Source organism: Paraglaciecola sp. L3A3, from assembly GCF_009796765.1.
GTDB lineage: Bacteria > Pseudomonadota > Gammaproteobacteria > Enterobacterales > Alteromonadaceae > Paraglaciecola.
This window is the reverse complement of record NZ_CP047023.1, coordinates 2,977,587-2,990,018: the sequence shown is the minus strand read 5'-3', so window position 1 is coordinate 2,990,018 and position 12,432 is coordinate 2,977,587. Positions and strand designations below refer to the sequence as shown.

Here is a 12,432-nt window from a genome sequence, read left to right as displayed (position 1 = left end):
TTAGACAACTTAGGAGTTATCTCTCAGGTTCGCCATTAAAATCGATGTTTTCAGCATGTAGCCCTTTCGGACCTTGCTCAATATCATACTTAACTTCTTGTCCTGCTTTGAGTGAGCGATATCCTTCCATTTGTATAGTTGAATAGTGAGCGAAAATATCTTCGCCTCCATCATCAGGCACAATAAAACCAAACCCTTTTGCGTTGTTGAACCATTTAACCTTACCGACTGCCATACTTCTGCTTCCTTAAAATCCCTTGAACTATCACTACTTTGTCCCCACACTATAGAAGTATGAGGAAGACCAGTTGATTTGACGTTTTTCAACTGTCAAATAAAATGTAGGTTTTTTAACCTGTTTTTGTCAAGGTGAATTTGGTATTTAGTCAAGTGGTAAGATTAGCTCTATTATTTTGAAATACGAAAATTTAGCTAATTATGGTATTTAGGTAAAAAGGTAAGTAGCTTATTTATGGGTAAAGACAACACTATTGATATTGAAAAACAAAAATCTACGGTCAGACAAAAAGCTGTGCCACCACCCATGTATAAAGTGTTTTTGAATAATGACGATTACACGCCAATGGATTTTGTAATTGAGGTGTTAGTTCGATTTTTTAATTTGGATGGAGAAAAAGCACAGCAGATTATGTTAACTGTGCACTATCAAGGCAGAGCTGTTTGTGGCATATATACTGCAGAGATTGCAGAAACTAAAGTTATGCAGGTGAGTAATTATGCGAGAGAGCACCAACATCCATTAATGTGTACTATGGAACAAGCGTAATTTTGAGTGAAAATATACCGTTTTTAAAGGTTAGTAGTCAGAGGGTATTCTTATGTTAAATAAAGATTTAGAACAAACGTTAAATGAAGCGTTTATGTTTGCTAGAGAACATCGTCATGAGTTCATGACGGTTGAACATCTATTGCTTGCCTTGCTCGATAATAACTCCGCCAAAGAGGCATTAAAAGCCTGTGGCGCTAATATTGAAATCATTCAACAAGAACTAACTGATTTTGTTAAAGATACCACGCCTTTATTATTGGATGATGAAGCTAAAGAGCGCGAAACCCAGCCTACTTTAGGTTTTCAGCGGGTATTACAACGTGCAGTTTTTCATGTGCAATCGTCAGGTAAAGAAGAAGTGACGGGGGCCAATGTATTGGTGGCAATTTTCAGTGAGCAGGAATCTCAAGCTGTATATCTGTTGAAAAAATCAGATGTGACTCGTTTAGATGTGGTTAATTTTATATCACATGGTGTGTCTAAAATTGATGACGAAGCTGTTGAACATAATGACATTGATACGGATGTGTCGGAGCAGGAAGAAGCTCAGTCTATGCTCGATAAATATTCTACTAATTTAAACATTAGTGCTAAAGAGGGCAAAATTGATCCCCTTATCGGCAGAGAAAGCGAAGTTGAAAGAAGCATTCAAGTTTTATGTCGTAGGCGCAAAAACAACCCATTATTAGTGGGTGAGGCAGGAGTGGGTAAAACGGCTATTGCTGAAGGTTTAGCTTATCGTATTGTAAATAATGAAGTACCTGAAGTGATCGCAGACGCCACTGTTTATTCGTTGGATATGGGTGCATTGTTGGCAGGTACAAAATATCGTGGTGATTTTGAGAAACGTTTAAAAGGTATCCTTAAAGAGTTATCTGATGATCCTCAAGCTATTTTATTCATTGATGAAATTCATACCATTATTGGAGCGGGGGCTGCCTCTGGTGGCGTAATGGATGCGTCAAACCTACTTAAGCCTAAGTTAAGTAGTGGTGAATTACGTTGTATCGGTTCAACTACCTATCAAGAATATCAAGGTATTTTTGAAAAAGATCGCGCTTTGGCTCGTCGTTTTCAAAAAGTAGATGTGGTAGAACCTACGGTATCTGACACGACCAAAATTTTGATGGGTCTAAAGTCTCGATATGAAGCTCATCATAATGTTCGATATACCCATAAAGCGATGCGAGCAGCTGCTGAATTGTCGGCTAAATATATTAATGAACGTTTTTTACCAGATAAAGCCATTGATATTATTGATGAAGCTGGCGCAAGCCAAAGATTAATGCCTGCTTCAAAACGTAAAAAAACCATTAATGTCACAGATATCGAGCAAATTATATCGAAGATTGCCCGTATCCCGGAGAAGTCTGTATCGGCCTCTGATAAAGAAGTATTGAAAAACATAGACCGTGACTTGAAGTTGGTTGTATTTGGTCAGGATCAGGCCATAGACACGCTTACAGATGCAATACGTCTGTCGCGCTCTGGATTAGGTAGCGAAACTAAACCTATTGGTAACTTTTTGTTTGCCGGTCCTACAGGTGTAGGTAAAACAGAAGTTACGGCTCAATTAGCCAAAATTATGGGGGTAGAGTTAGTACGTTTTGATATGTCTGAGTATATGGAACGCCATGCTGTCAGTCGTTTGATTGGAGCGCCTCCAGGATATGTGGGATTCGATCAAGGCGGTATGTTGACTGATGCTGTGATTAAACATCCTTATTCAGTGGTATTGCTAGATGAAATAGAAAAAGCGCACAGTGATGTGTACAACATTTTATTACAGGTAATGGATCACGGCACATTAACGGATAATAATGGACGTAAAGTGGACTTCAGGAACGTGGTGTTAGTGATGACCACCAATGCTGGGGTACAAGAAACGATTCGAACTTCAATTGGTTTCAAACAACAAGATCATAGTCATGATGCTAAGTCTGAAATTAATAAAATATTTACCCCTGAATTTAGAAATAGATTGGATTCTATCGTTTGGTTTAATAATCTGGATAAAGAGGTTATTTTGCAGGTTGTTGATAAATTTATCGTTGAACTACAAGTGCAACTAGACAATAAAGGTGTGTCACTTGAAGTCACCAACCAAGCGCGAGAGTGGTTGGCTGAAAAAGGTTACGATAAAAACATGGGCGCTAGGCCTATGGCTAGGGTTATCCAGCAAGAGGTTAAGAAAGAATTAGCTCATGAGTTATTGTTTGGCCGTTTAAGTCATGGCGGTAGTGTGAAAATAACCTTGAAGAAAGATAAATTATCTTTTGAAATTTTGTCGGATGCTAAAGAAAAACCAGAAGCGCTTAATTCTTAGTTTAGAATAATTACTCTGAGATACAAAAAAGCCGATATCATTTGATATCGGCTTTTTCGATCTTTATGGTACTCGTTTTGCGTTAGTACAATGCTTCACACATATACCGGAGCATATGGTTATTTATCTTGCACGGTAGATGATGCGACCTTTACTTAGGTCGTAAGGAGTCATTTCTACTGTTACTTTGTCGCCGGTTAAAATACGGATGTAGTTTTTACGCATCTTGCCTGAAATATGAGCAGTAACAACATGACCATTTTCTAATTCAACACGAAACATAGTATTTGGAAGGGTATCCAACACAGTGCCTTCCATTTCAATACAATCTTCTTTCGCCATCTAACTCTGCTACCTCTATCAATAAAATAAGTGTCTAAAAATGCCGCGCAGATTTTGCCCAATAAGGGGGCGAGTGTAAAGCTTTACCCTGATTTTTTTGCAATTAGTTGCCATTTTTCTTCAAAAAAGCGTTCATGGGGTAAAAAATTCTGTTTATAACGCATTTTTGCGCAGTCATCGATTTGATATCCAAGGTACAAATATTCTTTGTTTAATTTCTTCGCCAGCTCAATTTGTTGTAATACACAGAAAGTGCCTAAGGATCGTTTATCTTGATCGGGTTTAAAAAATGTATACAAAGCTGAAAGGGACGAGACCAGATTATCGGTGACTGCGACTGCGATTAATTCGTCTTTATCAAATAGTTCGATATATAAAGCTTTATCCCAAGGATTGACAATAAAACCTTGGTACTGTTCTTGGCTAGCAGGAAACATACTGCCATCTGCATGGCGCTGATTAACGTAAGATTCATATAAAGCATAATACTCGGGTTTATTTTGCTCGCTTATTTTTACTTGTAAGTCTTTATTACGGTTCCAGATACGTTTTTGACTTTTAGAATATTTAAACAACCCAACGGGTAGTCGTATTGACTCGCATGCTTTGCATTCTTGGCAATGGGGTCGATAAATTTGTAATCCACTGCGCCTAAAGCCTGCTGCGATTAGATAATTATACTGTTCGGCGTCAGGTGGATTATCTGTTATCAACACCAATAACTGTTCATGTTGGTTAGGTAAATAACTACAAGGTGCGTGTTGGGTGATGCCAAATTTTAAACTCATAATTGTGGCTCTAAATATCTAACTCGCCATAAACTTGGGCTAAAGCTATGTTCGGTCTGTTGTTTTAGTTTGGCTAGAAAGTGCTCTCTAGGTATTTCCATGCAACCTAAGCTTGCTAAATGAGGGTTTTGCATTTGGCAATCTATAAATACGGCGCCATCTGCTTTAAGTAGCTTGACCAAATTTAACATAGCCAATTTAGAAGCATTAGTCACTGTATGAAACATAGATTCACCACAAAATACCTTACCCACTGCTACACCATATAATCCACCAATTAATTCTTGGTCATGCCAAATTTCGATAGAATGAGCATGTCCTTGGTTATGCAGGTTTTTATAAGCTTGGATCATTTCTGCAGTAATCCAAGTGCCTGAATCATTTCGTGGGACGTTTGCACAACTATCGATAACCTGATCGAAAGCCATATTGACCGATATCTGAAAATCACAATTACGGGAAAATTTCGCTAAGCTCTTACTGCATTTAAATTCATCCAGTAGCAATATTCCTCTGGGATCAGGAGACCACCATAAAATAGGTTCACCTTGACTGTACCAAGGAAAAACTCCGTTCTTATAGGCTTTAATAAGTCTTGCTACGGATAAGTCACCACCAAAAGCCAACAAGCCATTTGGTTCGTCTAAGGCATATTCACAACGGGGGAAAATTAAATCTTTATCTAATTGAGTAAGGGTGAGCATAACAAACATTATAATGACAAGAAGAGACGATTGTAATAGCAATGAAATAACGTCTCAAGGAGTGAAGTCATTTAATTAAATTTCATTATTATTGTAAATTGTTGACAACTTTGCTAGTTTGCATTTTTTGAGAGATATAGTGCCAACATCATCCAGCCCTAAATTTTTTGCTTAATCTAAGAGGTAGTTACATGAAAATACTGTTGTTTATACCGATATTATTGTCCTTATCCTGCAGTGATAATAATGAACAAGTAACCCATTCAAATGATAATTTGTTGCAGGTATTACAGGATTTTGAGGCGGATACATTGCAAGCTGATCTTGTTTTATCCGCAGCTGAAGGAAAATTGGTACAAACAAATAGCAAAGCCCTCAATGTTAAATTTTTAGCGAAGGATAATCTTCACTCATCCGTTATTTTAAAACCCCAAATACCTTATGACTGGAGTCAATATCAAGATTTTAACCTTGCTTTAGACATCAGTAACCAAGGCAAACACTCAGTACAATTATTTCTAGATATTACAGATAAACACGGCGCTAATTACACTCGCAGTGTCAGTATCCCTATTGGTTCAGCTAAAACCTACTACGCCAAATTAGCAGGCCATGATTTGGCTACCCCCGAAGATAGAGGTGACATTGAATTAAATTTTTTATCTGGCTTGAGAAATAACCCAGAGACCTGGCAATCGGATGATGTTCAGTTTATTTCTCTTTGGGGCAAGAAAAATCTAGATGTGAGCGGGATAACTAAAGTTGAGTTAAGTGTGCAATATGCTTTGTTTGATAAAGAAGTTACTATCGATAACATTCGCTTACGTAAAAACCCAACACAAGATAAAGAGTTTTTAACTGGCATAGTCGATAAATTTGGACAAAGTGCTAAACAAGACTATCCAGGTAAAATACATTCACTTGAAGAACTAGCCGAAACTAAACGACAAGAAGCAAAGACCTTAAATGGGCAGTTGTTCTCACAACGCAGCAAGTTTAGTGGTTGGGCAAATGGTCCAAAACAACAGGGCACAGGATATTTCAGCACAGCTAAAGTCAATGGTAAATGGTCATTTATTGATCCTGATGGGTACCCTTATTTTGCTACAGGCCTTGATATTATCCGCTTAGGTGATGCTGCGACTATGACAGGTTATGATTTAGCCGACCCTAAAACTCGTAGTGGACGTCATGTTGCCTTAGATAAACGAGCCAATATGTTTGAGTGGTTACCAGAGGCTACTGATCCTCTTGCTACCCATTATGGTTATATAGGTAACAATCATTCGGGATCATTAGAAAAAGGCGAAACATTTAACTTTCAACGAGCTAATCTTGCAAGAAAATACGGCGAAAACTACGAGCAAAAGTGGTTAGACGTCACAGTTGACCGTATGATTAATTGGGGTTTTACCTCATTGGGAAATTGGACCTCACCTAAGTTATATAGCAACGATAAAGTGCCGTATTTTGCAAATGGCTGGATCCGTGGAAAGTATAAAACTGTTTCAAGTGGACAAGATTTTTGGGGGGCACTGCCTGATGTATTTGATCCGGTTTTTGCCCAAAGTGCCGATTTAACTGCACGTAGAGTAGCGGCAGAAGTTAACGACAACCCTTGGTGTGTTGGGGTATTTATTGATAACGAAAAAAGTTTTGGCCGCTCTGAAACTAAAAATAGTATCTACGGCATAGTGATTAATACTCTGACTCGCGATGGTGAAAATGTGCCAACTAAAGCGCACTTTACACAAATGATGAAAACTAAATACTCAAGCATTGAAAAATTAAATCAAGCTTGGGGTAAAACCATTGCAAGCTGGGATGAATTTAGTAAAGGTATTGATTCAAGCCTAGTGAATGAAATTCAAGAAGCGGATTATTCAGCTATGTTATTTGCTTACTCTGAAAAATATTTTAGTACGGTGAATCAGGCAGTGAAAAAGTATATGCCTAATCATCTGTATTTAGGGGCTAGGTTTCCAGTATGGGGAATGCCAATGGAAGCAGTAAAGGCATCGGCTCAGCATGTGGATGTGATCAGTTTTAATGCTTATAAAGAAGGACTTATTGCCAAACAATGGGATTTCTTAACTGAGTTAGATATGCCTGCCATTATTGGTGAATTTCATATGGGGGCGATGGATAGAGGTATGTTCCACCCTGGCATAGTCATAGCTTCAGATCAAAATGATCGAGCTAAAATGTTTAAAGACTATATGCATTCAGCTATTGACCATCCTAACTTTATCGGTGCACATTACTTTCAGTACGCAGATGGGCCATTAACAGGTAGAGCCTATGACGGTGAAAATTATAATATTGGTTTTATCTCGGTAACAGATAACCCATATACTGAAATGGTAGAAGCGGCTAAGTCACTGAATAAAGAGTTGTATCCTAGAAGGTTTAGCAAGTAGTCCTATTTCAATTAATAATGGGTATATATTTAAAAAGGGGGGAAGACAAAAGTCTTCCCCCCTTTTTAAATCGAATAGAGAATAAATTTTATTCTTGTGAATCTAAATACTTTTCTGCATCAAGGGCTGCCATACAGCCTGTACCTGCCGATGTGATGGCTTGGCGATAAATATGATCACTAACGTCACCTGCTGCAAACACACCTTCTACGCTGGTTTGAGTGGCATTACCTTCAGTACCACTTTGTACTTTAATGTAGCCATCTTTCATTTCTAACTCACCTTCAAAAATTGCAGTGTTAGGCTGATGACCGATTGCAATAAATACACCCATTAGATCCAGTTCTTCAGTGGCATCTGACTTAGTATCTTTGATACGTAAACCAGTAACACCCATATCATCACCTAATACTTCATCTAGTTGACGATCAAAATGTAGTGTCACATTGCCATTTTTAGCTTTCTCTAATAAACGATCAGCCAGTATCTTTTCACTTCTAAAAGAGTCACGTCTGTGGATTACGTGTACTTCAGAGGCAATATTAGATAAATATAAAGCTTCTTCTACAGCTGTGTTACCGCCACCTACCACTGCTACTTTTTGATTGCGATAGAAAAATCCATCGCAAGTGGCACAGGCTGATACACCTTTACCCATAAAAGCTGTTTCAGATTCCATGCCTAAATATTTGGCCGAAGCACCCGTACAAATAATTAAAGAATCACAGGTATATGTGCCTTGATCGCCTGTTAAAGTGAAAGGGCGTTTAGACAAGTCAGTTTTATTGATATGGTCGAAAATGATTTCTGTATCAAACTTTTCAGCATGTTTTTGCATGCGCACCATTAAATCTGGGCCCGTTAAACCATCTGGATCACCTGGCCAGTTTTCAACTTCTGTGGTAGTGGTTAATTGGCCACCTTGTTGAATGCCTGTCAATAACACAGGATTCAAATTAGCACGAGCGGCATAAACTGCAGCAGCATAACCAGCAGGGCCAGAGCCTAATATTAGTAATTTTACGTGTCTTGTTTCAGACATAATATTCTCCAAAATTTTTTCTAAGAGTGCTTAATACAAAAGGACTAAATTTTTATATTTGTTAGACATGTGGGCAACTATATTACTTTCAATGTTGTCAGAGTAGAACTAGCCAATATAACGTATATTTTTTTCTACAGTGTGAATACTATTAGCGGCAAACTATTTATTTTTTGATAATTTAATTTCGCACTCTTGGTATTTAACCGTTAGAATGTCTCACAAGTTTATAAAGGAGAAGTCAATTGGCAACCACAATCACATCTATGGTGAAAGACGGTCAGCAATATATGCAGACATGGCCAATGCAAAAACAACTTTATACTATGTTTCCTGAAGGTCGAGTGATTGCTGCGACTAAGCTGTCTATAACAGTTATGCCTGCATTAGCTGTGTTAACTGTTGCAATTATGTTGAATGCACAAGGTTATGAAAAATTGCCGCAAGCTATTGCCATAGGTGCTTTTTTTATGTCTTTACCTATGCAAGGTTTAATTTGGTTAGGTCATAGGTCAAATCAAATTTTACCGCCATCTCTCAAAGCTTGGTATTTAGATATACACCATAAAATGCAATTACAGGGTTGTGCGTTACAAAGTCCTAAAGCCAAACCTAAATATAGGGAATTGGCCAGTTTATTAAAAACGGCCTTTGATGAGTTAGATAAAGCATTTACTAAACGCTGGATGTAGTTAAAAAGAAAATAAACTTAGTGGTTGGAATGATGGCCCTTGTTATTATTCACCTCGACTCTGTGCCTACATCTTCATAACTGCTAAGTCGAAATCTTTTTATATTATTTTACTAGGGTTAAAACTGTCTGACATCGACGACAACAGTATTGTTGTTGCCCTCTAATAATCTTGTTATGCCTACGAATGCTCAATGGCACATGTCCACATAAACATTGATAAAAAAACTGCTTTCCTGCTACTTTTTTTACATCCATTTGGTGGTATGTCTGCCCATCTAAATTAAATAGTTGGCGCATCAAGGTTTTCCATTCTTTGCCATGGGGACGGACTTTACCAAATAAAGTAAATGCTAATAAGTGACAAACTTCGTGGGGTACTACTTCGTCTAGAAATGCAGTTAAATTATCATTCAACAATATTGGGTTAAAACGTAATTCGTTTTTTTGTAAACGGGCGCATCCTGCTATTTTTCCCCTTTGATTAAAAAAAATATCGGGGATAATAAAAGTATGAGAGAGCTGTTGGTTAGCATGAATAACACATTCTTTTACTTTATTGATAACCAATTGCTGGTTTTGATAGGACAAAAATATAGCGACCTTGCTTAAGAGTTACTGACAATTCGTGTATTTTAAATGATAATTCGTTAATAAACACGCCCTTTGTCAACAGGAACTCCCCTTATGGATATTAATCAACGCCGTTCATTGAACTTTAGATTTTTAGCAGAACCAACAGATGTCAATTTTGGTGGCAAGGTGCACGGTGGTATTGTGATGAAATGGATGGACCAAGTAGGTTATGCTTGTGCGGCACAATGGAGTGGTCGCTATTGTGTCACTGTGTCTATTGGTGGGATCCGCTTTAAACGTCCAATTTTAGTTGGGCAAATGGTTAATCTAAGAGCTAAAATTGTACATACTGGCAGAACCAGTATGCATATTTACATCGCTGTTTTAGCTACTGACCCTAAATTAAACGCTATGGTTGAAACGGGACATTGTATTATGGCTTTTGTGGCCAGTGATGAAGCGGGATACCCTGTTGAAGTACCCAGTTGGCAGCCCCAAACAGAAAGAGATTTAGCCCTAGAGCGTTATGCGATACAAGCTAAAGAATCCGCACAAAGTTTAGATAAAGAGTTACAAAATACCCCTAAGGAAGACTAATCTTCATCTTGTTAACTAAGCTTACTCCGGCATGACAAAGTCATATAACAAAAAGGGTAATTGTTAGACGTCATCTACGACACTACTTGCCTTTTATGCTTGAATGCTTTTAAAGTAGGCCTCTATTTGCTAAGTGGTTCTATACCTAATGAAAAAACTATTTGCCTGTGCATTGTTGATTTGTTGCTCAAGATTTTCCTATGGTTTTGAATTGCAATCTGTTTTAACTGAAATAGAACAGCCTACTGACCTGTTATTTTTACCTGATAGTAAACAGGAGTTATTGATTGCTGAAAAGAATGGAGGCTTGTTACTGGCTAACCTTGAAGATCAGTCACACAATACAATCTACACCTTTGATGTGCGGACTAAAAGTGAGATGGGCCTATTAGGTCTTACCTTACACCCTGACTTTAAAAGTAATGGTTATTTATTTGTTAATTATAATCCTAAGGAAGGTAAGCGTAGAACACGGATATCTCGTTTTAGACTTACCTTACTTGAACACAAAGGTTCACTTGATAATGAAAAGGTAATCTTAGAGGTTGAACAACCGTATGGTAATCATAATGCCGGGCAGCTGGCATTTGGCCCTGATGGTTATCTTTATGTTGGAATGGGAGATGGCGGCTCTGGTGGCGATCCTAAAGGTCATGGGCAAAACCGACAAACTTTATTGGGAACTATGTTACGCCTTGATATTAATACGCCAGACAATGTGCCGTACCAAATTCCCTCAGATAACCCATTTATTAATGATAAAGGCTCACTAGATGAAATATGGGCTTACGGTATCCGTAACCCTTGGCGTTTTACTTTTTATGGTGACAGTTTGATACTTGCCGATGTAGGACAAAATGAATTAGAAGAAGTGAATATTATTCATAAAGGCAAAAACTATGGTTGGAAAATCATGGAAGGTAACAAATGTTTTAAAGATAAAAAACAGAGCTGTGACAAAAGCCAATTTGAGCCGCCTTTGCTTACTTATGGTCGAGATGATGGTCAATCGATTACAGGTGGTGTGGTTTACAGTAAAGGCAGTGTTAAATCGCTAGTTAATCGGTATGTTTATGCTGATTATATTAGCGGCAAGATATGGTCTGTAAATTATCCCTCTTTTGGCGACAATCAACTTGAGGTAGATACTAATATATTTATTTCATCTTTTGCTTTAGATAACACAGGGGAATTGTATTTTACCGACTTTGCTACAGGTAAAATAATGAAAGTAGTTAACTAACCTGAATACTGGACAATCCAACGCCGCTAGGCACAAAAAGAGCGTTATCGAGAGGTTCGGCTTATCCAGTATTCAGGTTACTTATTCATATTGTGCTTCTATTGGCATCAAAGCCGCTTTGATTGTTTGTCCCCAAATTTGATAACCTTTGTTGTTTAAATGCAGATTATCTTTGATAAAAATATCATCCATTACCTCGCCTTCTGGTTGCAGCAGTGGAGTGGCCACATCTACGTAATATATAAGAGGGTCTGTATCAGCTATGGCTTTAAATCCTCGACTAACATCCACCGCCAATGGCCACAATGAATGACGTAATATGCTAGGTTTAACTGACAGTAGGTAAAAACGGGTATCCGGTAATGTACTGCGGACTTTACTAATAACTTGTTTCAGTTGGCTTAAAATTTTAGCTTTAGGAATAGGTGGTGATAAAGCTGTGTCATTATCGCCTTCATAAATCAATATAGCTCTAGGTTGATATTTAATCGCTACGCGGTCGATATAGTGCAGTAAGTCATTCATGTTGCTACCGCCAAAGCCACGAGAAATAACAGTTAAAGGTGCTAAATCAGCATGGACCTTGTTATTCCACATCTTAATACTGGAACTACCTGTCAATACTATGGCACCTTTGGGAGGCATTTTTATAGCATCTTGATTTTCAAACTTTTGGATCGATTGTTCAAAACGAGTTGGGTCTGGTGCTTGTGCGTATACGGACTGACAAATTGAGAAAAATACCAAGATAGAAATAATGATCTTAGTTAATTGTGATGGGGTGTTTTTCATAAGCTCAGCAATTTAATATCAAGTTGAAAATTTAAGCTAACAAATCTGGCAACAAAAAGCCTACTGCTTAATCAAAAATAGTAGGCTTTTAAGTTTATTGTTATCAAACTTGAAATCTGTT

At 37.8% G+C, this 12,432-nt stretch carries 13 protein-coding genes; 6 read left to right on the top strand and 7 right to left on the bottom strand.

Annotated features, from left to right (window positions below; translation table 11 throughout):
• Nucleotides 1-16 precede the first annotated feature (16 nt).
• Nucleotides 17-235, bottom strand: a complete 219-nt coding sequence (gene cspD, locus GQR87_RS12495) for a cold shock domain-containing protein CspD (protein WP_158969774.1) — start codon at nucleotides 233-235, stop codon at nucleotides 17-19.
• 237 nt (nucleotides 236-472) lie between these two features.
• Between cspD and clpS the strand changes: the two genes are divergently transcribed.
• Nucleotides 473-787, top strand: coding sequence for an ATP-dependent Clp protease adapter ClpS (clpS, locus tag GQR87_RS12490; protein WP_158969772.1), 315 nt, complete (start codon nucleotides 473-475; stop codon nucleotides 785-787).
• Nucleotides 788-839: 52 nt separating this feature from the next.
• A complete protein-coding gene (clpA, locus tag GQR87_RS12485; protein ID WP_158969770.1) occupies nucleotides 840-3,116 on the top strand; it encodes an ATP-dependent Clp protease ATP-binding subunit ClpA in 2,277 nt (758 codons plus the stop codon).
• A 123-nt stretch (nucleotides 3,117-3,239) separates the two neighbouring features.
• On the opposite strand, the gene infA is transcribed toward clpA, so the two are convergent.
• From infA to aat, 3 genes are all read right to left on the bottom strand, one after another.
• Nucleotides 3,240-3,458, bottom strand: coding sequence for a translation initiation factor IF-1 (gene infA / locus GQR87_RS12480; protein WP_006010397.1), 219 nt, complete (start codon nucleotides 3,456-3,458; stop codon nucleotides 3,240-3,242).
• Between the two features lie 83 nt (nucleotides 3,459-3,541).
• The gene (locus GQR87_RS12475; RefSeq protein WP_158969768.1) at nucleotides 3,542-4,246 is read right to left on the bottom strand and encodes an arginyltransferase; all 705 of its coding nucleotides are present in this window, start codon (nucleotides 4,244-4,246) and stop codon (nucleotides 3,542-3,544) included.
• Nucleotides 4,243-4,950: a leucyl/phenylalanyl-tRNA--protein transferase gene (gene aat / locus GQR87_RS12470; protein ID WP_158969766.1), complete on the bottom strand. Its 708-nt coding sequence runs from the start codon at nucleotides 4,948-4,950 to the stop codon at nucleotides 4,243-4,245. Before aat ends, GQR87_RS12475 begins: the two co-directional genes overlap by 4 nt.
• 191 nt (nucleotides 4,951-5,141) lie before the next feature.
• On the opposite strand from aat, the gene GQR87_RS12465 reads away from it, so the two are divergent.
• Nucleotides 5,142-7,370, top strand: a complete 2,229-nt coding sequence (locus tag GQR87_RS12465) for a beta-galactosidase (protein WP_158969764.1) — start codon at nucleotides 5,142-5,144, stop codon at nucleotides 7,368-7,370.
• A gap of 88 nt (nucleotides 7,371-7,458) precedes the next feature.
• Here GQR87_RS12465 and trxB read toward each other — a convergent pair whose 3' ends face one another.
• Nucleotides 7,459-8,412, bottom strand: coding sequence for a thioredoxin-disulfide reductase (trxB, locus tag GQR87_RS12460; protein WP_158969762.1), 954 nt, complete (start codon nucleotides 8,410-8,412; stop codon nucleotides 7,459-7,461).
• Nucleotides 8,413-8,678: 266 nt separating this feature from the next.
• On the opposite strand from trxB, the gene yfbV reads away from it, so the two are divergent.
• Entirely contained in the window at nucleotides 8,679-9,104 is a 426-nt protein-coding gene (gene yfbV / locus GQR87_RS12455) for a terminus macrodomain insulation protein YfbV (RefSeq protein WP_370459637.1), read from the top strand.
• A 104-nt stretch (nucleotides 9,105-9,208) separates the two neighbouring features.
• Here yfbV and GQR87_RS12450 read toward each other — a convergent pair whose 3' ends face one another.
• Nucleotides 9,209-9,694: a SprT family zinc-dependent metalloprotease gene (locus tag GQR87_RS12450; RefSeq protein WP_158969759.1), complete on the bottom strand. Its 486-nt coding sequence runs from the start codon at nucleotides 9,692-9,694 to the stop codon at nucleotides 9,209-9,211.
• A gap of 96 nt (nucleotides 9,695-9,790) precedes the next feature.
• On the opposite strand from GQR87_RS12450, the gene GQR87_RS12445 reads away from it, so the two are divergent.
• Nucleotides 9,791-10,276: an acyl-CoA thioesterase gene (locus tag GQR87_RS12445; protein WP_158969757.1), complete on the top strand. Its 486-nt coding sequence runs from the start codon at nucleotides 9,791-9,793 to the stop codon at nucleotides 10,274-10,276.
• A 148-nt stretch (nucleotides 10,277-10,424) separates the two neighbouring features.
• The gene (locus GQR87_RS12440) at nucleotides 10,425-11,519 is read left to right on the top strand and encodes a sorbosone dehydrogenase family protein (RefSeq protein WP_158969755.1); all 1,095 of its coding nucleotides are present in this window, start codon (nucleotides 10,425-10,427) and stop codon (nucleotides 11,517-11,519) included.
• 81 nt (nucleotides 11,520-11,600) lie between these two features.
• Here the strand turns inward: GQR87_RS12440 and GQR87_RS12435 are convergent, their stop codons facing one another.
• Nucleotides 11,601-12,311, bottom strand: a complete 711-nt coding sequence (locus tag GQR87_RS12435) for a GDSL-type esterase/lipase family protein (RefSeq protein ID WP_158969753.1) — start codon at nucleotides 12,309-12,311, stop codon at nucleotides 11,601-11,603.
• Between the last annotated feature and the right edge of the window lie 121 nt (nucleotides 12,312-12,432).

Coding starts and splice junctions, on each gene's coding strand:
- cspD (WP_158969774.1), bottom strand. CDS start 235: ATGGCAGTCGGTAAGGTTAAATGGTTCAACAACGCAAAAGGGTTTGGT.
- clpS (WP_158969772.1), top strand. CDS start 473: ATGGGTAAAGACAACACTATTGATATTGAAAAACAAAAATCTACGGTC.
- clpA (WP_158969770.1), top strand. CDS start 840: ATGTTAAATAAAGATTTAGAACAAACGTTAAATGAAGCGTTTATGTTT.
- infA (WP_006010397.1), bottom strand. CDS start 3,458: ATGGCGAAAGAAGATTGTATTGAAATGGAAGGCACTGTGTTGGATACC.
- GQR87_RS12475 (WP_158969768.1), bottom strand. CDS start 4,246: ATGAGTTTAAAATTTGGCATCACCCAACACGCACCTTGTAGTTATTTA.
- aat (WP_158969766.1), bottom strand. CDS start 4,950: ATGCTCACCCTTACTCAATTAGATAAAGATTTAATTTTCCCCCGTTGT.
- GQR87_RS12465 (WP_158969764.1), top strand. CDS start 5,142: ATGAAAATACTGTTGTTTATACCGATATTATTGTCCTTATCCTGCAGT.
- trxB (WP_158969762.1), bottom strand. CDS start 8,412: ATGTCTGAAACAAGACACGTAAAATTACTAATATTAGGCTCTGGCCCT.
- yfbV (WP_370459637.1), top strand. CDS start 8,679: ATGGTGAAAGACGGTCAGCAATATATGCAGACATGGCCAATGCAAAAA.
- GQR87_RS12445 (WP_158969757.1), top strand. CDS start 9,791: ATGGATATTAATCAACGCCGTTCATTGAACTTTAGATTTTTAGCAGAA.
- GQR87_RS12440 (WP_158969755.1), top strand. CDS start 10,425: ATGAAAAAACTATTTGCCTGTGCATTGTTGATTTGTTGCTCAAGATTT.
- GQR87_RS12435 (WP_158969753.1), bottom strand. CDS start 12,311: ATGAAAAACACCCCATCACAATTAACTAAGATCATTATTTCTATCTTG.